This is a genomic window from Lentibacillus kimchii, assembly GCF_042666895.1.
GTDB lineage: Bacteria > Bacillota > Bacilli > Bacillales > Amphibacillaceae > Lentibacillus > Lentibacillus kimchii.
The window spans coordinates 21,777-44,911 of sequence record NZ_JBHTGR010000017.1 but is presented as its reverse complement, the minus strand read 5'-3'; the positions used below and the strand labels follow the sequence as shown (position 1 = coordinate 44,911).

The following is a 23,135-nucleotide window of genomic DNA, read 5'->3' as shown; positions in this document are numbered from 1 at the left end:
TTACAAAACTTTAATTAAATAAAGTGATAAAGTAATAAAGTCGAATTGGATACAACTAAAGGGGGGGTGCTGGTGTGGAGTCGTATTTGTTTGATCGTTCACAGGATACGGGATCGGCTGAATTTCAATCCGGCCAGGCGTTAATCAAGACGCTGAAACATCGCTTTCAGACATATGGGTTTCGTCAGGTGCGGACGTCCACATTTGAACAGTACGATTTATATGATTTGGTCAGTGGAACCGTCAAGCGGGAAAATATGATTAAAGCGATTGATCAGTCAGGCAAAGTGATGGTGATGCGGCCTGATGTGACCATCCCCATCACCCGTATGATGGCTTCGTCGACGACACGGGAAGCGCGTTTATTTTATGTGTCGCATATTTTCCGGCAGTACCCGGAGGCCTCTGAGCTGGAAGAACGTCTGCAGGCAGGCGTGGAGCGTTTTGGCAGCGACCGGCCGGAGACAGATGCCGAGGTGATCACGCTGGCAGCTCATGGCCTGCAGGATCTCGGATTTGAACGTTTTAAAATTGAAATGGGGCATGCTGGGTTCTTTAAAGCTGTGATGCGTCAGCTCGATTTAGCTCCTGCTGAACGGGAGCAGCTGCAGATGCTGGTGCAATCGAAAAATCTCGCTGATATTAAACGGTTTCTCGCGGACGTCAATGTTCCGGATGATCTGGCAGCTATTCTGCAGACCATTCCATTATTATACGGCGACCCGGAGGATGTGCTTAAACGTGCCGAGGAGCTTGCCCTAACGCCTGATATGAAGGCGGAACTGGCTGATTTGCATGCGCTGAACAAGCTGTTGCAGGCCTATGACGCGGCGGATGCGGTTGTATTTGACCTCGGGCTGATCAACAACATGGACTATTATTCGGGCGTGATTTTTCAGGGAGTTGTAGCGGATTACGGCAAACCGGTGGTGATGGGCGGCCGTTATGACCGGCTGGCTGATCAGTTTGGAGCGGTGCTTCCGGCGATTGGCTTTGCCTATGAGACCAGCTATCTAGCAGATGCGCTGCGACAGGAAAACCGCCTTGTCAGCACAGCGCCATCTGTTGATATAACGCTGTTTTATGAACCTCAGGAACAGATCAATGCTTTAAGAACGGCTAATGATTTGCGTGAAGCTGGTTATGCCGTGGTGACCTATCCGCGGGGGGATTCCGGACACACCGCCGAAGACAGCAGCTGCACGGCTTGTTTCTCACCCGACGGCAACTGGTTTGATGACCAACAGACAGAACAGGCGTTTACCGACGGACAGGAATTGCAATCGCTGCTGCATGAAGCGATAGGAGGTGCGTGAATGGCGGTCATTACACTTGCCCTGGCAAAAGGGCGGACGGCAGACAGTGTCCTTGAACTGCTGGAGCAGGCGGGTTATCGTTTCCCGGATTTTCATCCGCAAAGCCGGAAGCTTATTTTCAGCGACGACCAGCGTCAGCTCCGGCTGATATTGGTAAAACCGCTCGATGTGCCCGCGTATGTGGAAAAGGGAGCGGCTGATGCCGGAGTCACTGGCAAAGACAATATTATGGAGCGCGCGGCCGATGTTTATGATCTTCTTGATCTAGCGCTTGGCCAGTGTCAATTTATCCTGGCAGGCAAGCAGCATCTGCCATCTGATCCAGCACAAAAAATCATGGTGGCGTCGAAATACCCGGTCGTTGCGCGGACTTACTTTGACAGGCGCGGTATACCTGCTGAGGTGATTAAGCTGAACGGTTCGGTCGAGCTGGCGCCGTTAATCGGTCTCGCTGATGTGATTGTCGATATTATGGAAACAGGCACCACATTGCAGGAGAATGGTTTGCTGGTACTCGATAAACTGGGCGACATCAGTACGCGGCTGATTGTGAACAAAGCGAGCTTTACCACGAAGTCACGCGACATCCATACGTTCATTAATCAGCTCAAAACAGGAATGGAGTGATCATCATGGAAATCATGACACAGGAGCAATTTGCTGAACGGCAGGGGCGCCGGCAACCATCCGGCGGGCACCAGCAGCTGGATGAAGCGGTGCAGGCAATCATCCGTCAGGTGCAACAGGATGGCGACAGGGCGCTATTTGACCTGACGGCGCAGTTTGACGGTGTGCAGCTGGCGGATCTTGCTGTTTCGCGTCCTGAAATAAATGCGGCACGGGAAAATGTGACGGATGCTTTTATGGATGCTCTTGCAGAAGCCCGTGATAATATCACAGCGTTTCATGAGGCCCAGCAAGAGGCCTCCTGGTTTCTGGAACAGACGAATGCGAAACAGCTCGGCCAGAAAGTAACGCCGATTGAAAAAGTCGGCTTGTATATCCCAGGGGGAACAGCTGCGTATCCGTCGACCGTCTTGATGAATGCGATTCCTGCCCGGATTGCCGGCGTGAAGCAGATCATCATGACCACACCACCCGGTCCGGATGGCCGGATTTCCGATGAAGTCCTTGCAGCAGCTGATCTGGCGGGGGTGACAGCCATTTATAAGCTGGGAGGAGCGCAGGCAATCGCGGCGCTTGCTTATGGAACAGAAAGCATTGACCGCGTCTCTAAGATTACCGGCCCTGGAAATGCCTATGTGGCGCGTGCCAAGAAGTGGGTGTACGGTGATGTGGCGATTGATATGATCGCCGGTCCCAGTGAGATTTGTATCGTGGCGGATGACACAGCACCACCGTCGTTTGCAGCGGCTGACCTTTTGTCACAGGCAGAACATGATACGGATGCAGCAGCGATTTGTATCACAAACTCTTCCTCGGAAGCGAAGGCCATTCAAGCAGAAATTGAAAAACAGATAGACCAATTGGAGCGCAAAGCCATTATTGATCAAGCGTTTGATCAACACGGGGCGATTGTTGTTGTGAACCGTCTCGATGAGGCTTTTGACATCGTAAATGATCTGGCGCCGGAGCATTTGCAGCTGATGCTGGCTGATGCCGGGGCGTATGTCGATCGCGTGCAGAACGCGGGAGCTATTTTTCTCGGTCATTATTCACCGGAACCGCTGGGTGATTATTTTGCCGGGCCCAATCATACACTTCCGACATCAGGAACAGCCAAATTTGCCTCACCGCTCGGCGTGTATGATTTTATAAAAAGAACCAGCATTATCGAATACAGTGCCAGCGCGCTCGAACAGGCGGCTGACCAGATTGACCGATTGGCCCGGTCGGAGCAGCTGACAGCACATGCGAATTCAGTGCAGATAAGAAAGGAGGCTAATCATGCGGCAAAGCGTTCTCAGTCGTGAAACGTCCGAAACAGCGATTCGTCTGGACTGGCATCTGGACGGTGAAGGCAACGCGTCAATCCAGTCCGGTGTCGGGTTTTTGGATCATATGCTGACGCTGGCGGCGAAACATGGTTTATTTGATCTGTCGCTCACCTGTGCTGGTGACTTAGAGGTGGATCAGCATCATACGGTCGAAGATAGCGCAATTTTGCTGGGGCAGGCTTTTCGTGAGGCTCTGGGCGATAAAGCCGGCATCACCCGGTATGCGACGGTGACAACACCGATGGATGAGGCGCTTGCAACCGTGTCGCTGGATATCAGTGGCCGGAGTTATCTCGTGTATCATGTGGAGGGATTAAAGGATAAAGCGGGGCAGTTTGATACCGAACTAGTGAAGGAATTTTTCCTCGCCTTTGCCCGCCATGCTGGGGTGACACTGCACATTAATCTTGCCTATGGTGAGAACACCCACCATATGATTGAAGCCATTTTCAAAGGATTCGGCCGGGCGCTTGATGAAGCAAGCCGCATCAGTGGGCGTATGACAGGTATTCCCAGCACGAAAGGCATGCTGTAGCAGATAAAAAGGGGTGAGTCTATGATTCTATTGCCAGCGATTGATATCCGGGATGGCAAGTGTGTCCGTCTGATTCAGGGTGATTATGCCCGGGAGCATGTTTACAGTGACTCACCGGCAGCGATGGCAGAAAAATGGGAGAGCGCTCAGGCGCCGTATCTGCACATTGTGGATCTGGACGGCGCCAAAGCTGGCCAAGCCGTAAATAAGGAGCTGATCGCGCAAATTGCCGCGAAGGTCTCGATCCCGCTGCAGGTCGGCGGCGGCATCCGGTCATTCGAGCAGCTGGAAGCTTATCTAAACGCCGGGGTGGATCGCGTGATTCTCGGGACGGCTGCTCTTGCAGATCGCCAATTTCTGGCTAAGGCTTTGCACGTCTATGGTGATCGCATTGCTGTCTCGGTCGATGCTAAGGATGGATTGATTGCAACAGACGGCTGGACGGCGACAAGTCGTGTGCGGGCGCTTGACTTTATCCAGGAATTGGCGGCAAGCGGTGTTAAGACCGTGATTTATACAGATATTTCCAAAGATGGGATGCTGCAGGGACCGAATATAGCGGAGCTTGAGGCCATTCAGCATGCGTCAGCGATTAACGTGATTGCCTCAGGTGGCATTACGAGCGAAGAAGACGTGAGACGATTGCGTGACATGAATATGTACGGCGCCATTGTCGGAAAAGCTTTATACGATGGCACCACGACACTGAAACAACTTTTGGAGGTGTGTTAAACATGACGGCTAAACGGATTATTCCCTGCCTCGATGTTGCGGACGGGCGCGTTGTGAAGGGGCAAAAGTTTCAAAATATAAAAGATGTCGCTGACCCGGTGACATTAGCCAAACAGTATGATCAGGACGGCGCGGATGAGCTGGTTTGTTATAACATTGCTGCTGATCCGGATGGGTGGTCCGGCTACCTTGATGTCGTCCGGCAGCTCGCCGCGGGTGTTAAGGCTCCTTTGACAGCAGGCGGCGGCATCAAGACACTCGGACAGATGCAGCAGCTGCGCGATGCCGGGGCTGCTAAATTATCGATCAACACTGCTGCTGTCAGCGATCCCGATTTGATCGCCGCGGCAGCTGACCAATTTGGACCGGAACGGGTGGTGCTCTCGATTGATGCTGCAGCTTCCCGTGATGGCAGCTGGCACGTGTATCAAAACGGCGGCCAGACCGATACCGGGCTTGATGCTGTGGACTGGGCCGTGAGAGGCGAACAGCTCGGAGCGGGCGAATTGGTTCTGAATGCGATTCATACGGACGGAGAACAAAATGGCTATGATCTTGAGCTGATCGAGGCGGTTGCCCGTCGTGTGCAAATTCCAATTATTGCGAGCGGCGGCGCCGGAAGTGTTGCGCATATCCTGGACGCGCTTAAGCCGAACAGGGCAGATGCTGCGCTTGGTGCTTCGGTGTTTCATTATGGCGTGCTGACGATTCGTGACTTAAAAGCGGAAATAGACGGTCATCAGGACGCGGGGATGATGCCGGATACATTGCAATTTGACGAGAACGGCCTGCTTCCAGCGATTATTCAGGACGCGCGGGACGGGCGTGTGCTGACCCTTGCTTATATGAACCGGACAGCGCTCGATAAAACGCTGGAAACGGGGGAAACATGGCTCTTCAGTCGAACGCGACAGACCTTGTGGCATAAAGGCGAAACATCCGGCAATACGCAGACGGTAAAACACATCGCGTATGACTGTGATCAGGACGCGCTGCTTGTTCAGGTGGAACCGCTCGGCCCGGCCTGTCACACCGGCGAGATGACGTGCTTTCATCAGTCGCTTTATGCAGAAGAGACGCCGGAGCCGGACGTTGTGACACAGCTGGTCCAGCGCATTCATAACCGGCATGAAAAGCCCGCAGAGGGAACATACACGAACTATCTTTTCCAGGAAGGGATCGATAAAATCCTGAAAAAGGTCGGCGAAGAGACAAGTGAAGTGATTATTGGCGCGAAAAATCAGGATACGGCGGAAACGACGTGGGAAATCGCTGATCTGACTTACCACACGCTTGTTTTAATGGAAGTGCTCGGTATCTCCGTCGCTGATATTAAACGTGAACTCTACCGCCGGCAGCTGGAAAAGGAAGGTGACGAACGTGTCTAAATTCTGGAGTGAGGCGCTCAAGCGCACCGAGCCCTATGTTCCGGGTGAGCAGCCCAGCCAGTCGGATATTTTAAAATTAAACACGAACGAAAATCCCTATCCGCCATCGCCTCATGTGGTGGAGGCGATACAGGCGGCAGCGCAGCAACAGCTGCAGCGCTACCCGCCGCCCAGCCTTGATTATCTGCGCGAGACAATCGCGGCCGATCAGCAGCTTCACAAGGAAAATGTTTTTGTGGGCAATGGATCAGATGAGGTGCTTGCCTTTTCGTTTATGGCGTTTTTTGACCCTGGGCGGCCGATTCTGTTTCCGGAGGTGTCCTACAGCTTTTATCCGGTTTATGCGCAGTTATTTAATATACCCTATCAGGAAGTGCCGCTCACGACTGATTTCCGTTTGCCGGCGGAAGCCTTTTTTCAGGCAGAAGGCGGCGTGATTTTCCCCAATCCGAATGCGCCGACGAGTGTGTATTTGCCGCTGGAGCGTATTGAAGCGATCTTGCAACATAATCCGGATCAGGTCGTTATTATAGACGAGGCTTATATTGATTTTGCGGAGGCTTCAGCTGTCCCGCTGATTAATACGTACGCTAATCTGCTTATCGTCCAGACGATGTCTAAATCACGTTCGCTTGCTGGTTTGCGCGTGGGTTTTGCGCTGGGCCAGCCTGAGCTTATCGAAGGCTTGCTGCGGCTGAAGGATTCCTTTAATTCTTATACCGTTGATCGTCTGGCTATTGCGGGAGCGGCGGCTGCGCTCGAGGATAGGGATTATTTCGCTGAGACAACCCGGCAGATCATCGCGACGCGGGAGTGGTTTGCCGGAGAGCTCAAGTCGCGCGGGTTTTCCGTCCTGCCGTCGCAGACCAATTTTGTTTTTGTCCGGCATCCGGCTTATGAGGCCGGAGCACTGTACGAGCAGCTGAAACAGCGGGGAATTATGGTCAGACACTTCAACAAGCCGCAGATAAAAGACTACCTCCGCATAACAATTGGAACACAAGATAACATGAAAGAAGTACTGGCAGCGCTGGATGAACTCGGGTAAAGGGTTGGTTCGGGGTGCCTGGCAGCTCACCTTAAACAGCGGAGGAAAAGACGGAGACTCCTGCGGGAGCAAAGGATAGGTGAGACCCCGGAGCGCGCCGGCGCGCGAGGAGGCTCACCAGCCGCCCGCGGAAAGCGACGTCTATTTCCAGAGCGGTTTAGTCACGCATGCTGCCCGGGTACCAGGTACATACATAATTCAGATAGTTCCCAATTGTGTATGTACCTGGCACCTACCTTATACAGATACGGGCACGAATGTAAATTTTGTTACGTCGACGAGGCCCAGGTCTGTGATTTTGAGGGTGGGGATGACGGCTAGTGACATGAAGCCCAGTGTCATGATGGGATCAACGTCTTCCGCGATTCCAAGGACGTCGCGTGCTGTTTGATTAATGGTGGTTTGCTGGGAGGCGACTTCTTCTCCCGAAAGATGGCTCATCAAACCGCCTGCTGGAAGTGCCATGCTGCCGATAACCTTTCCATTATCAACCAGGACCACACCGCCGTCTTGGTGTTGTAAGTTTTCAACAGCCACTGCCATATCCGCGTCGTTCGTTCCGGTTACAATCACGTTATGCGAGTCATGGGCGATCGAGATTCCGATAGCACCCCGGCTAATGCCATAATCCTTCAATAGTCCCACAAACACGTTCCCGGTATGGTGATGCCTTTCAACAACAGCAATTTTCGCAACCGGTTTTTCAGGATTATAAACAAACGCGCCCTTCTCGTCCTGGTCAACGTCAACGATGGCCTCATTGGTCAAAGCCTCTGTCTGATTAACTTCAATTGCCCGCGCTTGAGCTGTAGCCAGCGGCAGAGCGAGTTTGTCTTCTGAAAAATCGTTGATATGCATACTGGACTCGATAGGCGATATGTCTGCCCGGCTAACTGGCATGACGTACTTTCCCTGATCGGCAGCACGTTTGCCGTCAATATAGGTTTGTTCCACCACGGGATTAGCAAGATCACTGAAGATAACTAAATCAGCTTTCAGCCCCGGGGCGACGGCTCCCCGGTCGTTAAATCCACAGCTTTCGGCAGCATTAATCGTCGCCATTTGGATCGCCTGGATCGGATCAACACCTTCCTCTATACAGATGCGGATGGCGTTGTCCAAATGACCCTTTTCCAGGATGGTTTTGGCTTGCACATCATCGCCGCATAAAGCGCAGCGACGCGCATTGTGCGGTGTGACGCCTTTTAGAAGGGTGCGCAGATTCTGTGTTACAGAACCTTCCCTTAAAAAGACATACATTCCCTTTGAAATCCGCGATTGCAATTCCTCAGCGGTGGAGCACTCATGGTCGTTCTCCACCCCAGCGGCAATGTAGGCGTTAAGGTCTTTGCCGCTCACCATCGGACTGTGGCCATCGATGCGTTTATGCAGATTTTTCGCAGCTAACAGTTTATCCAGCGTGTCTGTCTCGGCTTGAATGACACCTGGGAAATTCATGAACTCGGCGAGACCTTGGGCTTTTCCTTCTTGCAAAGCTTCGGCCATATCGGAGGCATTCAACACCGATCCAGAATTCTCCATATTGGTAGCCGGCACGCAGGAAGGCAGCATATAGTGGATATCTAAAGCGGTGTGGCTCGCTGCTTCGATCATATAATCAAGCCCGGTAAGTCCCGCTGCATTCACGATCTCGTGAGGATCGGCCATCACGGTTGTTGTTCCGTGGGGGACAAGCAGCCGGCCAAATTCTTCCGGTGTTACATAGGAGGATTCGACATGAATATGCGGATCGATGAAGCCAGGCGCTATATAGTTTCCTTGTAAGTCGACCGTTTCCTTACCGTCGTACGTTTCGCCAACACCGGCAATTTTTCCTGCGACGATCGCCACATCACCTGTGAGAATAGCGCCTTGATAGACATCCACAATTTTGCCGTTTTTCAAAACCAGATCCGCGGGTTCACGACCTGCACTTACGTCTATCAATTGTTTTAATTCATTTCTATTCAACATTATCCCTCCAATGGTTGGACCGCTCAGCAAAGGGTTTATAGCCTTCATTGCCGCATCCTATAAAAAAACCGAAGAACCAGTGCACACTCAATCATCCTATGAGTGAGCAAAAGGTCTTCGGGTTACGCGCCGAAAAAGAATAGACTTAAAACATCTATGATTATCCCATTGCTGCTCATAGTCAGTTTATTTACGGTAAACTGGTAGAAACGCGCAAGCCATATCCTTGCAATTATATGAGTGAATACCACTATCATTTTTTAGATGTCTCTCATTATAACATCCTGTTTTGCTGGGTGCCAGGTACATACACAACTCAGATTATTCAGAATTGTGTATGTACCTGGCACCTGATTCAAACGATTGAATGTATGATATCATAAGACAAGCTGCCTTTTTTTTCAAAGTGGCAAGGATGGAGGGTATTTATTTGGTAAGTTCATGGTCGATTGTGTTTATGGTTATGTCGCTTTTGCTATCGCTGATCATACCGATTGCTGGCTGGATTTATATGAAACGGTCCTATCGCATTGACTGGAAGCCAGTCCTGGTCGGTGTGGCTATATTCATCGTTTTCTCGCAATTATTGGAGTCCATATTGAATGGCTATGTTTTGCAGGGAAATGATGTCACCAGTGAATGGCTGACAAATCCGTATCTGTACGCACTGTACGGCGCACTGGCCGCTGGTGTGTTTGAAGAAGTCGGACGGTATGTCGGATTTCGCTTGATCTTAACACCATTTCGGGACTGGAAGGACGGTATCGCTTACGGTATTGGGCACGGCGGAATTGAGGCGATTCTCGTGGGTGCCATAGCAAGTGTTCAGTCCATTATCGTCGCTGTCATGATTAATACGGGGCAGTTTGCGGACATGCTGCAGAGTATGGGCGACGCATCACTGCAGTTACAGGTTATGCAGGATCAGCTGACCCAGGCGCCGGCCTATATGTTTTTCCTGGTTGGTGTGGAGCGGCTCCTGACCTTTGCGCTGCAGCTGGCCTTATCATTAATGGTGCTCTACAGTGTCAGCAGAAGCAGGATCCGTTTTCTGTTCTATGCGATCCTGATTCATACGGCTGTCAATTTTATCTCGATTATGCTGACGCAAGCCTTTCAGTTAAACGGCCTAATAGCCGAAATCTTTTTGTTAATCGTTGCGCTTGCCTCGCTCAGATTTATTAAACGATCGAAGCGTTTATTCAGTGATTCAGCAGATGCTCAATAAAATGACAAGCAGGAGCTCTTCCCGTTTGCTGCGGCAGTGGGGAAGAGCTCCTGCTGTGAGTCCGTAATCAGGTCACGTTCTGTTTGACTTCTTCACGCAGTTTAAACTTCTGGATTTTTCCGCTTGGCGTGCGCGGCAAATCCTCATACACCTGCAAGTATTCCGGCCAGTATTGTTTGGCAAGACCTTGCTCATGTAAGAATGTTTGTAATTCGTCCATGGTCAGCGATGTTTCGTCGTTCGGTATGACGCAGGCACACGCACGTTCCTGCATGCGCGGATCAGGCACGGCTACGACTGAGGCACTTGCAATCGATGGATGCTTATACAGCACGTCTTCCACGTAGGCTACCGGAATATTTTCACCGCCCCGGATAATCAGATCTTTAGACCGGCCGGAAATGCTCATATGCCCGCTTTCATCCATTATGGCCAGATCCCCGGTGATAAACCAGTCCTGATTGAATTCCTCCTGGGTTTTCGCCAGACGTTTGGCATAGCCGGCAAACACGAATGAACCGCGCACCTCGAGGTTCCCCTCAGTCCCATAGGGGAGCTCTGTGCCCTGATCGTCGGTAACGCGTATTTCTGTTCCCTCGCTAATGGGAATGCCGTCGGATGAGATAATCACATCAGCCGGATCATCGAGGCTGCTCACGGTCACGATCGCATCTTCTGTTTGGCCCCAGGCGCCCAGCACCTTACAGTTTGGCAATTTTTCCAGGGCCTCTTCCAGCAGAGGCTTGGGAATCGGCGCTCCTGCACAAACGAAAATGCGCAGTGATGAGATATCCCGGTCCTCCAGATTGCTGGCGTTCAGTAAATCGTGCAGAAACGGTGTTGCGCCAAATGTGACGGTGATCTGTTCCTGTTCAATCATCTCAACGAATTCTTCTGCATTCCACACGTCCTGATAAACGCCTTTAGCACCGCACTGCACCGGCATGCGTGATCCGTACAGAAACCCTGTCTGATGGGCAAAAGTTGAAGCCATATGAACGACATCGCTGTCCGTCAGACCTAGATGATCAATCATGCCTTGTGTTGCGCAGGTTAGCGTGTTGTGGGTATGCAGCACCCCTTTTGGCTCCCCTGTTGTTCCTGACGTGAAAATAATTTCAGAAACGTCGTTCGGATCAGCGTCCACTTCCTCCGCATTCTGGCCGGACTGGCGGTTATCCTTCATCCACGTATCATAGCTAAGTGACGTATCATAGTCCGGTTCGCCTACGATAATGACCGATTTTAATGCGGGCAGGTCAGGTTTCAGCTGGTGAATCATTTCTTCATAATCAAAATTCCGGAATTGTTTGGGTGCTATATAGACTTCCGTTTCAGCAAGGTCCGCCATATAACGGATTTCCTGTTCCCGGTAGATTGGGACAAGCGGATTGGTAACGGCTCCTAAAAAAGTGGCCGCATAATGGAAAATAATAAATTCCACCCAGTTCGGCAGCTGCAGCGAGATAACCGTATCCTTCTCGACACCCAGTTCCGCAAGACCAGCGGCACAGTACTGCACTTCCTCAGCTAGTTCATGATAGGTCAGTCTGGTATAGCCGTCAAAAACTGCTTCAGAGTCAGGACAGGCATCAACACACTGGTTGAGGTGGTCCAAGACCGTTTCCATCCGCCACAATCCGTTCTGTTCCATTTCTTTGATTTGTTCAGATGTTATGAGTGTTTCGAATGGCATGATGATTCCTCCTTATGATTATCGGACGCATGTGATAAATAACCCCATTTAAGTATTGTGTATTTTTTGATTATAATAAAATTTCATATAAATAGCAATGGATAGAAGGCCCAGCAATGCCTGGTGCATGAAACCATTAAGACACGCATAGTTATGTGATGACGACAGAACAACTGGAGGAATGCCCGATGCGTCTGAAACGATCGATGATGGTCATCATGATGGCGCTGCTAACAGCTGCTCTGGGTGCTTGCGCATCAGCCGAGGAGGATGCTGGTTCAGCGGAAACGGCGGATGCCTCCAAGGGCAAAGATTTGGTGCTGGCAATCGGCGGTGAGCCTGATGAGGGCTTTGATCCAACCACCGGCTGGGGCCAGTACGGCTCGCCTTTGTTTCAGAGTACGCTCTTAACGTATGATGAGGACCTTGCTATCCAGAAGGACCTCGCAACCGATTATCACGTCAGTGACGATGGTTTGGAATGGACAATTGCCATACGGGAAGACGTGCAGTTTTCCGATGGGGAAGACTTGACCGCCAGGGATGTTGTGTTTACATATAAAACCGCCCAGACGAGCGGCTCGGTGATTGATTTGAGCAATGTCAAATCGATTGAAAAGGCGGACGCCCACACGATGACGTTCACCTTAAAAGAGCCGGATTCCACGTTTATCGATCAATTAGCAAGGATCGGGATTGTTCCGGAGCACGCGTATGATGAGGCGTATAATGAGCATCCCATCGGTTCAGGCCCCTTTCAGCTCGTTGAATGGCGTAAAGGCCAGCAATTAATTGTCGAGGCCAATCCGCATTACTACGGAGACCCGCCCAATTTTGAAAAGCTGACCTTCTTGTTTTTGGAAGAGGACGCGGCCTTTGCTGCAGCGCAGGCGGGTGAAGCAGATGTAGCGGCTGTTCCGCCATCGCTAGCGGATGAGACGGTTGAAGGCATGCGGCTCGTTGATCTGCAGAGTGTGGATAACCGGGGTGTCATGCTGCCTTATCCCGAAGCCGGCGGTGAGACAGAAGAAGGGTATCCGCTCGGAAATGCTGTAACATCGGACAGAGCTATCCGAAAAGCGATGAATATCGCAGTCGACCGCGAAGGTTTGGTGGACGGTGTTCTGGAAGGTTACGGCACACCGGCTTATACCATAGCTGATGACTTGCCCTGGTGGAATCCGGATACGGTCATTGAGGATAACCGGCTGGCTGATGCCAAACGTCTTCTTGCTGAGGCCGGCTGGCAGGAAAATGATGCAGGCGTCCGTGAAAAAGACGGTGTGGAGGCGTCGTTCACATTGTATTATCCGTCTGATGATCACATCCGGCAATCCTTAGCGCTGGCGTTTGCGAGTCAGATGGAACCATTAGGGCTGTCTATCAGCACAGAAGGTAAAAGCTGGGATGAACTGGAAAGGCTCATGCCAGCGAATCCGGTCATGATGGGCTATGGCAATCAAACACCGCTGGAGATGTATCACACCTATAGCAGCCATACAAAAGCTGAAAGTCTGAATAACGCCAATTATTACAGCAATCCGGACGTTGACCGCTATATGGAACAGGCGATGCGGGCCACATCGCAGGAAGCGGCCAATGCATTCTGGAAAAAGGCTCAGTGGGACGGCGAGACAGGTTTCACGGCAAAGGGGGATGCCCCGTGGGTATGGCTTGTGAACATTGAGCATACGTATTTTATAAAGGATGATTTAAAGATTGGCGAGCAGCGCATCCAGCCGCACGGGCACGGCTGGCCTATAACGGACGCCATTGAAAACTGGCACTGGCAAGATGCGGAGGAAGGCTGACACATTGCGGTTCCGACCTGTGTTGCGGCTGATCGCGAAAAAAACGCTAAAACTCACGACCCTGCTTATCGCTGTCAGCATCCTGGCCTTCATGCTTGTCAGTTATTCGCCGATTGACCCGGTCCGTTCCTACGTCGGCGGGGATATGGCACGCCTGAGTTCGGAGCAGCAGGAAAACATAGCTGCGTACTGGGGCCTGAATGCGTCCGGGTATCAGCAATTTATCAGCTGGGGAAAAGCTGTTCTGCACGGGAATCTTGGCACATCACTGGTGTTTCGGCAGCCGGTTGCCGAGGTGATTGTGGAACGATTCAGTGCTTCCCTCGTTCTGATGGGGGCTGCCTGGCTCTTATCCGGCATCATCGGTTTTCTGGCCGGTCTTATCGCGGGTATGCGTGAAGGGACGGTGCTCGACCGCCTGATTAAAGGCTTTTGTTTCACCATGGCCTCGACACCGCCGTTTTGGCTGGGCCTGTTATTGCTTATGCTGTTTTCCGCGTCCCTGGGCTGGTTCCCGGTAGGGCTGTCTTCACCGGCCGGAGAAGTGGCCGCGGACGTCACCCTGGCCGAACAGCTGAAGCATTTGGTTCTGCCGGCTCTAACATTAAGCATAACCGGTATGGCCAACGTCGCTCTGCATACACGGCAAAAACTGACCGAAGTTCTGCATAGCGAATTCATCCGCTATGCGCGGGCGAAAGGGGAGCGGGGTTTTTCCCTGTTGTGGCGTCACGGCTTGCGCAACGTTTCGCTTCCTGCGATATCGCTGCATTTCGCCTCATTCAGTGAATTGTTTGGCGGCGCGGTGCTGGCAGAACAGGTTTTTGCCTATCCCGGACTCGGGCAGGCTGTCGTCCAGGCCGGCCTATCGAGCGATGTGCCGCTGCTCTTGGGGATCGTGTTGTTCAGCACCATTTTTGTGTTTGTGGGCAACACGCTGGCGGATGGGCTGTACCGGCTGGTTGATCCGCGGATCAGAAAGGACGAAGCAACATGAATGAACAAACAGCCGTGGGTGTCTCTGCTGGCAAACGGAAAAAATGGTCAATTCGGAAAAAGGCAGTCCTCATGATTGTCCTGGCTGCTCTGCTGCTCACCGGCATGCTTGCTGCTGGCTGGCTGATCAGTCCGGACAAATTGGCGGTCAATTTAGCTGCTAGAAACGGGCAGCCATCGCTCGGACATTTATTTGGCACGGATTGGATGGGACGGGATATGCTAGCTCGTACCTTTAAGGGTCTCACCCTGAGTTTTGGTGTGGGCGTCCTGGCATCTCTGGTCAGCGTCATCATAGCGCTGCTGCTGAGTTTGCTGGCCTCGGTCCATCAGGTGTTTGATACGGTCGTTACCTGGCTGATTGATTTGTTTCTCAGTCTGCCGCATATCGTGATTCTGATTTTAATTTCCTTTGCGCTGGGCGGCGGTTTTAAAGGCGTGATTGTGGGTCTTGCGCTGACGCACTGGCCGGCGCTCACTCGCCTGTTGCGAGCCGAGGTGCTGCCGGTGCTGAACACCGACTATGTTGCGATTTCCCGCAGGCTCGGCCGATCACGTTTCTGGATTGCCCGGCAGCATCTCTTGCCACATTTAACCTCGCAGCTCCTGATCGGTTTTGTCTTATTATTTCCGCATGTGATTTTGCACGAAGCAGCGATCACGTTTTTAGGATTCGGTTTGCCTGCTGATGTGCCGGCTATCGGCGTAATTCTGTCAGAATCCATGCGTTATTTATCAACGGGCATGTGGTGGCTGGCGTTTTTCCCTGGGCTCATGCTGCTGTTAATGGTTGGCACCTTTGACATGCTGGGGCGCCACGTCCGGAAGCTGGCCGATCCGTTTCACAGTCAGAATGGTTGAAGGAGGACTGATACATGGTGCTGCCTGCTGCAGATAAGACGAGACGACCCTTCGCGGAACATGAAGGAGAACCGCTGTTTGAAGTGCAAAACATGTCCCTGACGTTTCATCAGTATCATAAAGGCTGGCAGGAGATGACGAGCCAGGTTATCAGTGATGTCGAGCTTGCCATCCATGAAGGTGAGGTCGTTGCAGTCGTGGGTGCCAGCGGTTCTGGGAAAAGCTTGCTGGCGGATGCCATTTTAGGCCTGCTGCCGGTGAATGCAGAAGTCAGCGGCCGCCTGTCGTTTGCTGGCGAGCCGCTTACAGACGGGCAGCAGGAGCGGCTGCGCGGCCGGGATATCACGCTGATTCCCCAGTCGATCAGCGCACTTGACCCCTTGATGAAAGTGGGCAAACAGGTGCAGCACATGCTCAAGGGAAAACATAAACAGGCTGAGCAGGAAGCGATTTTTCAGACGATGGGCCTGTCCCGTGATGCCGGGAAATGCTACCCGTTTGAACTATCCGGCGGCATGGCACGCCGTGTGCTGATAGCGGCAGCGCTGGCGAGTGATGCGTCGCTGATGATTGCGGATGAGCCGACCCCGGGGCTGGATGAGGCGGCGCTGACGGATGTTACCGCGAACATTCGCAAGCTCGCGGATGTCGGCAAAGGGGTCATGTTTGTCACCCACGATATCATGACAGCTCTCTCGGTTGCTGACAAAATCGCAGTGTTTTATGCCGGCGAAACGGTGGAAATCGCCAACGTGCAGGACTTTCAGGGAAACGGGGAAAACGTGCGCCATCCTTATACACGGGCGTTATGGAACGCGTTGCCACAGCAAACTTTTACGCCCATCGCAGGCTCACAGCCGCTTCCTGATGAAAAACCGGCGGGTTGTGCGTTTGCCCCGAGATGCCCGCTTGCCTCAGAAATCTGCTGGCAAACATCACCTCCATCGAAAACGCAGCATGGCGGGATGGTCAGGTGTTTTCATGCTTGAGGCGCGGGGACTTCGTTACGGGTATAAGCGGGATCAGCCGCTGTTCCATAATCTATCCATAACGATCGCACCGGGTGAAATTGTCGGGCTGTCTGGCCAGAGCGGCACAGGCAAAACGACGCTCGCAAAACTATTGGCTGGGTTTGCGAAGCCGGATGCGGGCCATATTTTGCTGGATGGGCATGCGCTGCCTGCAAGCGGGGTGCACCCGGTTCAGCTGGTTTTGCAGCATCCCGAGCACGCTGTTAACCCCCGCTGGAAAATGAAAAAAATCCTCGCTGAAGGGGGCGGGGCTGGTCATAATTTCCTGGAGACGCTGGGCATTTCCCGGGCGTGGCTGGAGCGGTACCCGCGTGAGCTGTCCGGCGGTGAACTGCAGCGGTTTTGCCTGGCGCGCGCCCTTGGTTCGGCAGCCGATTATCTGATCGCGGATGAGATGACCACGATGCTTGACGCAGTCACACAGGCACAGATCTGGGAGGCCGTTTTACACATGCGCAACGAATGGGGGTTCGGCGTGCTCGCCATCAGTCATGACCAAGCGCTGCTAAAGCGGGTTGCAGACCGGCTGGTTTCTTTTCCCGAGCTGCTGCAGCCGGCTGACTGAGACGTTTCAGGCAAATCATGCTTGCCACAGCTGTCGCTGAAACAGCAGAATAAACGAAAGCCTTGCTGGAAAGACCTGCGGTGGTATGTCAAGAAGGAAATAAATATGGCATTATCAAGGTGCGATTGGACGAAAAAAGGCAATACTGAACTAGACCAGCAAAGTAAACTGAAGACAAGCCGCGTTACCTGGAACGACAGGCGGCGACTCCTGCGGGAACAGCACGAGTCTTGAGACCCCACAGCGAGCGGTTTTTTGCGAGCGAGGAGGCTCAAGCCGTGCCCGCGGAAAGCGTCCGCCTGTCGTGTAAGGTAACGGGGGATATAATCTTTTCAGCCTGACACTTACAAGTATCAATTTCATGGGACTGAACTAACGTATAAGTACACCACATGCAAGATTGCTGATCAAGATGAAAAAGCTTTATGGCAGTCTGACCAGCATCCAGCTTCCCCCTGATAGAAAACTGTTGCGCTATGGCGAAATCTGTTATACTGGAATTCAGCGAACGAGCGTTTTCGTCTGACCTGCACATGAAAAGGGAAGGGGGGATATATGTGACCTATCGAACACGCCTGCTGTTGTTAATGTTTCTCGATTCAGTCATTGTCAGCACCGCACTTTTCATTGCTGCCTGGGTCACCTACCGGTCTAAAGATGTTTTCCAGCTTGACGCCATTGTCATCAGTGCTGTAGCTCTATTAATTTCGCATCATTTATTTGCCGCGGTGTACAAGCTGTACCATAAAGTGTGGGCATATGCGAGTGTCGGTGAACTGCTGGCGATTGTTAAATCGGTGACACTGTCCATTATCGTTGCTGGTCTCGTGCAAATGATTGCGGCTGATTTCACCCTTTATTCACGCGCGCTTCTTGTCACATGGCTCCTGCATGTCACACTGATTGGCGGATCACGTTTTGTTTGGCGCGTGTTTCACGACCGCTATATCGACGGGTATCAAGGCCAGAATCGCACCCTGATTGTCGGGGCTGGCGCTGCTGGCACCATGGTTGCCCGTCAGCTGCATAACCGGAATGAACACAAAGAGATACGGCCGATTGCTTTTGTCGATGATGACATGACGAAACAGCGTATGGAAATGTACGGCATCCCGGTGCTTGGCCGCATCCAGGATGTTCCCGCAATTGTCGACCAGCAGCAGATTGATCTTATCGTAATCGCCATACCGTCGCTTGCTAATGGCGAACTGAATACGATCGTGAATATATGCAGCCAGGCCGATGCAAAAGTGCAGCTGATTCCGAAGCTTGAGGATCTCCTGACCGGCCGTGTCGAGGTCAGCAGTCTTAAAAATGTTGATGAAAAGGAACTCTTGGGACGGGCCCCTGTAGAATTGGACATCGATGCCATTTCGCAATACGTCAGCGGACGTACGGTTCTGGTTACAGGTGCCGGCGGCTCGATTGGTTCGGAACTGTGCCGCCAGCTGATGCCATTCCAGCCCGGCCGGCTGCTGCTTGTCGGGCACGATGAATTCAGCATTTATCAGATCCATATGGAATTAAAGGACACATACGACAGTACTGCCACGGAGTTTGTCACGCTGATTGGTGATGTACGGGATAAAGACCGTATGTATGAAATTGTCCAGCAATACGCACCAGCGATTATCTATCATGCTGCTGCGCATAAACATGTCCCGCTTATGGAATACAACCCGCACGAAGCCGTGAAAAATAACGTGATCGGTACAAAAAATATGGCGGAAGCAGCGGATGCCTTTAACGTCAACACGTTTGTCCTGATTTCGACGGATAAAGCGGTCCGCCCGACGAACGTGATGGGGGCGACGAAACGCATCACGGAGATAATCATTCAGCATTTGAATCAAACCAGTCAGACAACATTTGCTGCGGTGCGCTTTGGCAATGTGCTCGGCAGCAGCGGCAGTGTCATTCCGCTGTTTAAAGATCAAATTGCCCGGGGCGGCCCGGTTACCGTGACGGACCCGGATATGGTGCGCTATTTTATGACGATTCCGGAAGCCTCCCGTCTGGTGATTCAGGCCGGAACACTTGCCAGGGGCGGGGAGATTTTCGTCCTCGATATGGGCGAACCTGTCAGGATTGTCGACCTTGCCCGCAACCTGATTAAACTCTCCGGCTACACGGAGACGGAAATCGGGATTGAATACAGCGGCATTCGCCCAGGTGAAAAGATGTTTGAAGAACCGCTGAGTGATGATGAAGTGCATCCCGGGGAAGTTTACGAGAAAATTTATGTCGGCCGGACACTCGAAGTGGATCCCCGTCTGATCACACGTCTCATCGAGCAGTTTTCGGACAAAGACGATACGCAATTAAAAGAAGCCCTGATGACGATTGTCCATACTGAGCGGACGGAGCTTGCCGCAAAAGGCTCCTGACCGGAATGGTGGCGTGATTCACAGCATCTGGGCGCAGAGCGTGGGTCATGTCATAACTGACGGCCCCGCTTGTGGCTATAATCTAAGAATAATTTTAGTAAGGCGCTGATAAACTATGACACCCTGTGTAAGTGTCATTATTCCGACTTATAAACGAAGTGACTATCTGGAACGGGCCATTGAATCGGTTCTTAAGCAATCCTATCAAGCTATCGAAATTGTTGTCGTGGATGATAATGCCCCTGATTCTTATGTGCGAGCGGAAACCGAGGCGAAAATGCTGGCGTACGAGAACGACTCCCGCGTCACCTATAATCGCAATGAGACAAATCTCGGGGGTGCGCTGGCCCGCAATGAAGGTGTTGCCCGGGCAAGTGGCGATTACATAACGTTTCTCGATGATGACGATATTTATTTACCGGAGAAAATCACACGCCAGGTCCATTATATGGAAGAAAACGGGCTGGACCTTTCCTTTACGGACGTTCGTATTCATGATACAGCTGACACGCTTGTCGACTTTCGCCATCATCCCTATGTGACAAACTTAGCGAATGACGAGCTGTTAAAGAACCATTTGCTGCATCATCTGACCCCGACTGCTTCCTATATGTTTAAAAAGGAGGCACTCCATACAATTGGCGGGTTTGATAATGTCGCGATGGGCCAGGAATTTATGCTGATGCTGAAGGCGATTGAGCAAGGCTTGACCATTGGCTATTTGCCGGAAGCAAACGTCATCCAGTACATTCATGACGGTGAGCGGATTTCCGTCGGCGCTAACAAACTAGCTAAGGAACGGGAACTATTCGCCTTTAAACAAACCTATTTCCCGCAGCTCAGCCGGGCTGAACGGCGCTATGTAACGTTCAGACACCATGCTGTTATGGCTGTTGCCGGCAAGCGGAGTGGCTATATGCGGATCACGGCCACACATCTGCTAAAAGCATTGGTCACGTCGCCTTATAACTGCGTTCGTGAGCTGGTGAGTCACACCCGGAAACTGCGGCAGGGCAATGGTTAAGCCCGCAACAGAGCTTGAGCAGATCCATGCCCGATAACCCCGTTCTGTACGTTAATAGCTCCAGGGTCAGATAGTGGCCAGGCGCTGTGCCAAAACACAACCGGATCGCATCACCTCGCTGGATGCGGTCCGGTTGTGTCTGCTCCGTTATTTTGCGTTTTCTTCGCATCCATGATGGCGTTTAATATACGTTCATTATTGTGCTGGTCAATATGGTCAAACAGGTTTTCTTTCTGTTTGCCTGCGTCTGGTGACTCCTCAAAGCCGTTTTGGATATGCTGTTCAATCGCCGTGATAAGCGTCTCCTGATCATAGCAAATCTCACCCAGAAACGTTTCCGCCGCTGGCCGCAGCAAGCCCTTCCTGAAAAAGCGCTCAAAATCAAACTGATAAAAGAGCACGGGTTTTCCCATATAATTGAAATCAAATGATACCGAAGAGTAGTCGGTGATTAACAGACGATTTTTAAGCAGCAGGCTCTGCACATCCGCCTCATCAAAGGCAATGATGGTCATGCGGTCTGATGCAAGCTCCCTGAAATAGGAAACATACGCCTGCATGCGGTAATGCAGGTAAAAGTCCATATGCTCATCATATTTCTCAAGCATTGCGTGCAGCCGGCTGTCCGTCAGCAGTGCCTGATAGCGGTGAAAATACTCGGATTCCAGAAAGTTATTTTCCTTAATCCAGTCCCGCCACGTCGGCATCAGCAGGATGGAGCGTTCTGTGTCCGGCTGCTCCATAAGCTGGTCAAACCGTGACAGGCCAGTGATGGCTACTTCTTCGGGCTGATAACCCATTTGGTTGATCACCATATTCTGTTCCGATTCGGAGCTCACGCAGAACACATGGAACGGATACTGGTAATCGCTTTTCGCGTAATCGACTTTTTTCCGGCCAAGAACCCCGTGCTGCAAAAACACGCGCGTGCCATGCTGATAACTGGGCCAGTCCACAGCCCGGGTCGGCAGGATGTACTCTAAGTCATGTGACCCGATAAATGTACTGGCGGCGGCGGTTTTCCTGAAATGATCCATCGATCCGTATGTAATCACATGACCCAGCTGGCGCACATGATCCCGGTCGGGTGAATCTTTGGCAATAACGTAATAAATCGGCAGATCCGGAAACTGTTCGCGGCAGTATTTAAAAAAGTGATACCCGGTATCCTGTGCTGTATCAGGCCGTTCACCAATCAGCCAAATAGGACGGTCATCTGCGGCAGGACGGTTCGCTGTCTGCAGCTTTTGCACATACTTGAGTTTTCGGCGCGCGTAGCTATACATATCCAGTTTTAAATTGCCCGCCGGTGTCAGTGTGAGAAAGCTCCGGACACCCTTAGTGCGCTGCCAGGATGTACTGGCAGCGAGCGGTTTATCGACCTGGTAATCATAGAATTCAAGCCCAAGCCCCCGTTCCTGGACATGATCACCATAGACAAGGCGAATTGAAATATCATAGACATGTGAGATATCGGACTGCATTGCCTGGATCGTCTCCAGTGGAACCGTCACCGTGAATCCAGCATACTGATAATAGGCATCAGCGGTGTCGGCAAGAGCTCGGTTTTCCAGTGGATAGACGAGCTCTTCACCGGTCTGCCGCTGGCGAATGATAATGGAGCGCTTCAGCTTATCAGGTATGTCAAAAGGGAGCCGTTCGAAATAAGCATAGCCCTGCAGCTGCAACTGGTCGTCACTGAGCGTATAAGATGTGACATCGCGTTTAATTTTGAGCCCTGTCCGCTTGATCGATAGATTGTCATAGACAGTTGAATAGATATAAAGCAAGGTGAGCTCCGCATCGCGCCATTCCAGACACGTGTGCCGCTCCAGTTCGCCTGGATCATCCAGCTTAACACGGAACAAATAGCCGCCGGTGCGCATATAAACATCCCACTTATCTGTTTCGGGATCACGCGCCATCGTCTGATAGCTGATATCGGCATAAAACCTGTCCTGATCCTCTGCAAAACGGTGCAGGGGAAACGTCTGCAGTGCGTCCTCACCGTGTTCCTGCTTCACAACCAGAGCTGCTTCGTTTAAGTCAGCTGTGCGGGAGGCGTCCTCACGCATATAGCCTGTCAGCCTGATAGTGCTGTCGCCGATCACCTCGCCGTTCAGCTGCGTGACGGTCATGGAAGGAGTGGCGATTTTTAAAGAGAGCGAGCCTTTTGTCGTGATATAGCACTGGACCTCATATGTATGCTGCCCCTGATTCAGCAGGGCTGTCCGGTTTTCATCGATAACGAGCCCATCTTCTGTTTTTAGCCGTTGCCGCTCAGTTTCATTCCAGACGATATAAACATCCCACGTGCCATTTGCTAACGCCATATCCTGTGAGCAAACGGTGGCCGTCCAGTTATCTTCATCCGTCCAGTCTAATGGGAATATGTGCGTTTCAGACGACTTGCGTTTTTTGAGCAGCAGAGCGGCTGCATCGCTCTGGGTTACAGGCGCATCAGCCATGCCGTTTAATGTCATCACGCCGCGTTTATCAAGCTGAACCGAATAGACAGCAGGTGTCATAGACTATACCTCCTTCGTTCGTCCGAGCTCAGTACTTTTGGAAGAAGCTGCAATCCT

General features: G+C 51.9%; 19 protein-coding genes, 1 pseudogene and 1 riboswitch. Of the genes and pseudogenes, 17 read left to right on the top strand and 3 right to left on the bottom strand.

The window, feature by feature from the left end; translation table 11 throughout:
* Positions 1 to 74: 74 nt before the first annotated feature.
* From hisZ to hisC, 8 genes and pseudogenes are all read left to right on the top strand, one after another.
* Positions 75 to 1,316 carry an ATP phosphoribosyltransferase regulatory subunit gene (gene hisZ, locus ACFQU8_RS08435; protein WP_382358771.1) on the top strand — a complete coding sequence of 414 codons (1,242 nt, stop codon included), beginning with the start codon at positions 75 to 77 and terminating at the stop codon, positions 1,314 to 1,316.
* Positions 1,317 to 1,943, top strand: a complete 627-nt coding sequence (gene hisG / locus ACFQU8_RS08430) for an ATP phosphoribosyltransferase (RefSeq protein WP_382358770.1) — start codon at positions 1,317 to 1,319, stop codon at positions 1,941 to 1,943.
* 5 nt (positions 1,944 to 1,948) lie between these two features.
* A complete protein-coding gene (gene hisD / locus ACFQU8_RS08425; protein WP_382358769.1) occupies positions 1,949 to 3,250 on the top strand; it encodes a histidinol dehydrogenase in 1,302 nt (433 codons plus the stop codon).
* A complete protein-coding gene (hisB, locus tag ACFQU8_RS08420) occupies positions 3,225 to 3,809 on the top strand; it encodes an imidazoleglycerol-phosphate dehydratase HisB (RefSeq protein ID WP_382358768.1) in 585 nt (194 codons plus the stop codon). Before hisD ends, hisB begins: the two co-directional genes overlap by 26 nt.
* A 21-nt stretch (positions 3,810 to 3,830) precedes the next feature.
* Positions 3,831 to 4,541: a 1-(5-phosphoribosyl)-5-[(5-phosphoribosylamino)methylideneamino]imidazole-4-carboxamide isomerase gene (gene hisA, locus ACFQU8_RS08415; protein ID WP_382358767.1), complete on the top strand. Its 711-nt coding sequence runs from the start codon at positions 3,831 to 3,833 to the stop codon at positions 4,539 to 4,541.
* Between the two features lie 2 nt (positions 4,542 to 4,543).
* Positions 4,544 to 5,260, top strand: a pseudogene (gene hisF, locus ACFQU8_RS08410) (imidazole glycerol phosphate synthase subunit HisF); the annotation flags it as partial.
* 33 nt (positions 5,261 to 5,293) lie between these two features.
* On the top strand, positions 5,294 to 5,929 hold the full coding sequence (gene hisIE, locus ACFQU8_RS08405; RefSeq protein WP_382358796.1) for a bifunctional phosphoribosyl-AMP cyclohydrolase/phosphoribosyl-ATP diphosphatase HisIE: 636 nt from the start codon (positions 5,294 to 5,296) through the stop codon (positions 5,927 to 5,929).
* Entirely contained in the window at positions 5,922 to 6,977 is a 1,056-nt protein-coding gene (hisC, locus tag ACFQU8_RS08400; protein ID WP_382358766.1) for a histidinol-phosphate transaminase, read from the top strand. Before hisIE ends, hisC begins: the two co-directional genes overlap by 8 nt.
* A 237-nt stretch (positions 6,978 to 7,214) precedes the next feature.
* Here hisC and ade read toward each other — a convergent pair whose 3' ends face one another.
* Positions 7,215 to 8,948, bottom strand: a complete 1,734-nt coding sequence (ade, locus tag ACFQU8_RS08395) for an adenine deaminase (protein ID WP_382358765.1) — start codon at positions 8,946 to 8,948, stop codon at positions 7,215 to 7,217.
* Between the two features lie 161 nt (positions 8,949 to 9,109).
* Positions 9,110 to 9,211, bottom strand: a riboswitch (purine riboswitch).
* Positions 9,212 to 9,381: 170 nt separating this feature from the next.
* On the opposite strand from ade, the gene ACFQU8_RS08390 reads away from it, so the two are divergent.
* Positions 9,382 to 10,179, top strand: coding sequence for a YhfC family intramembrane metalloprotease (locus tag ACFQU8_RS08390; protein ID WP_382358764.1), 798 nt, complete (start codon positions 9,382 to 9,384; stop codon positions 10,177 to 10,179).
* A gap of 67 nt (positions 10,180 to 10,246) precedes the next feature.
* Here the strand turns inward: ACFQU8_RS08390 and ACFQU8_RS08385 are convergent, their stop codons facing one another.
* On the bottom strand, positions 10,247 to 11,875 hold the full coding sequence (locus ACFQU8_RS08385; RefSeq protein ID WP_382358763.1) for an AMP-binding protein: 1,629 nt from the start codon (positions 11,873 to 11,875) through the stop codon (positions 10,247 to 10,249).
* 158 nt (positions 11,876 to 12,033) lie between these two features.
* Here ACFQU8_RS08385 and ACFQU8_RS08380 point away from each other — a divergent pair, with 158 nt between their 5' ends.
* From ACFQU8_RS08380 to ACFQU8_RS08345, 8 genes are all read left to right on the top strand, one after another.
* A complete protein-coding gene (locus ACFQU8_RS08380) occupies positions 12,034 to 13,686 on the top strand; it encodes an ABC transporter substrate-binding protein (protein ID WP_382358762.1) in 1,653 nt (550 codons plus the stop codon).
* Positions 13,670 to 14,683: an ABC transporter permease gene (locus ACFQU8_RS08375; RefSeq protein ID WP_382358761.1), complete on the top strand. Its 1,014-nt coding sequence runs from the start codon at positions 13,670 to 13,672 to the stop codon at positions 14,681 to 14,683. Before ACFQU8_RS08380 ends, ACFQU8_RS08375 begins: the two co-directional genes overlap by 17 nt.
* The gene (locus tag ACFQU8_RS08370; protein ID WP_382358760.1) at positions 14,680 to 15,543 is read left to right on the top strand and encodes an ABC transporter permease; all 864 of its coding nucleotides are present in this window, start codon (positions 14,680 to 14,682) and stop codon (positions 15,541 to 15,543) included. Before ACFQU8_RS08375 ends, ACFQU8_RS08370 begins: the two co-directional genes overlap by 4 nt.
* A 14-nt stretch (positions 15,544 to 15,557) precedes the next feature.
* A complete protein-coding gene (locus ACFQU8_RS08365; RefSeq protein ID WP_382358759.1) occupies positions 15,558 to 16,532 on the top strand; it encodes an oligopeptide/dipeptide ABC transporter ATP-binding protein in 975 nt (324 codons plus the stop codon).
* A complete protein-coding gene (locus ACFQU8_RS08360; protein WP_382358758.1) occupies positions 16,453 to 17,139 on the top strand; it encodes an ABC transporter ATP-binding protein in 687 nt (228 codons plus the stop codon). The genes ACFQU8_RS08365 and ACFQU8_RS08360 overlap by 80 nt, the downstream gene beginning before the upstream one ends.
* Before the next feature lie 105 nt (positions 17,140 to 17,244).
* A complete protein-coding gene (locus ACFQU8_RS08355; protein WP_382358757.1) occupies positions 17,245 to 17,373 on the top strand; it encodes a hypothetical protein in 129 nt (42 codons plus the stop codon).
* Positions 17,374 to 17,696: 323 nt separating this feature from the next.
* Positions 17,697 to 19,526, top strand: coding sequence for a polysaccharide biosynthesis protein (locus ACFQU8_RS08350; protein WP_382358756.1), 1,830 nt, complete (start codon positions 17,697 to 17,699; stop codon positions 19,524 to 19,526).
* Between the two features lie 115 nt (positions 19,527 to 19,641).
* Entirely contained in the window at positions 19,642 to 20,550 is a 909-nt protein-coding gene (locus ACFQU8_RS08345; RefSeq protein ID WP_382358755.1) for a glycosyltransferase family 2 protein, read from the top strand.
* Between the two features lie 110 nt (positions 20,551 to 20,660).
* On the opposite strand, the gene ACFQU8_RS08340 is transcribed toward ACFQU8_RS08345, so the two are convergent.
* The gene (locus tag ACFQU8_RS08340) at positions 20,661 to 23,078 is read right to left on the bottom strand and encodes a CDP-glycerol glycerophosphotransferase family protein (RefSeq protein WP_382358754.1); all 2,418 of its coding nucleotides are present in this window, start codon (positions 23,076 to 23,078) and stop codon (positions 20,661 to 20,663) included.
* Between the last annotated feature and the right edge of the window lie 57 nt (positions 23,079 to 23,135).

Coding starts and splice junctions, on each gene's coding strand:
- hisG (WP_382358770.1), top strand. CDS start 1,317: ATGGCGGTCATTACACTTGCCCTGGCAAAAGGGCGGACGGCAGACAGT.
- hisD (WP_382358769.1), top strand. CDS start 1,949: ATGGAAATCATGACACAGGAGCAATTTGCTGAACGGCAGGGGCGCCGG.
- hisB (WP_382358768.1), top strand. CDS start 3,225: ATGCGGCAAAGCGTTCTCAGTCGTGAAACGTCCGAAACAGCGATTCGT.
- hisA (WP_382358767.1), top strand. CDS start 3,831: ATGATTCTATTGCCAGCGATTGATATCCGGGATGGCAAGTGTGTCCGT.
- hisIE (WP_382358796.1), top strand. CDS start 5,294: ATGATGCCGGATACATTGCAATTTGACGAGAACGGCCTGCTTCCAGCG.
- ACFQU8_RS08385 (WP_382358763.1), bottom strand. CDS start 11,875: ATGCCATTCGAAACACTCATAACATCTGAACAAATCAAAGAAATGGAA.
- ACFQU8_RS08380 (WP_382358762.1), top strand. CDS start 12,034: ATGACGACAGAACAACTGGAGGAATGCCCGATGCGTCTGAAACGATCG.
- ACFQU8_RS08375 (WP_382358761.1), top strand. CDS start 13,670: ATGCGGAGGAAGGCTGACACATTGCGGTTCCGACCTGTGTTGCGGCTG.
- ACFQU8_RS08370 (WP_382358760.1), top strand. CDS start 14,680: ATGAATGAACAAACAGCCGTGGGTGTCTCTGCTGGCAAACGGAAAAAA.
- ACFQU8_RS08365 (WP_382358759.1), top strand. CDS start 15,558: ATGGTGCTGCCTGCTGCAGATAAGACGAGACGACCCTTCGCGGAACAT.
- ACFQU8_RS08355 (WP_382358757.1), top strand. CDS start 17,245: ATGGCATTATCAAGGTGCGATTGGACGAAAAAAGGCAATACTGAACTA.
- ACFQU8_RS08345 (WP_382358755.1), top strand. CDS start 19,642: ATGACACCCTGTGTAAGTGTCATTATTCCGACTTATAAACGAAGTGAC.
- ACFQU8_RS08340 (WP_382358754.1), bottom strand. CDS start 23,078: ATGACACCTGCTGTCTATTCGGTTCAGCTTGATAAACGCGGCGTGATG.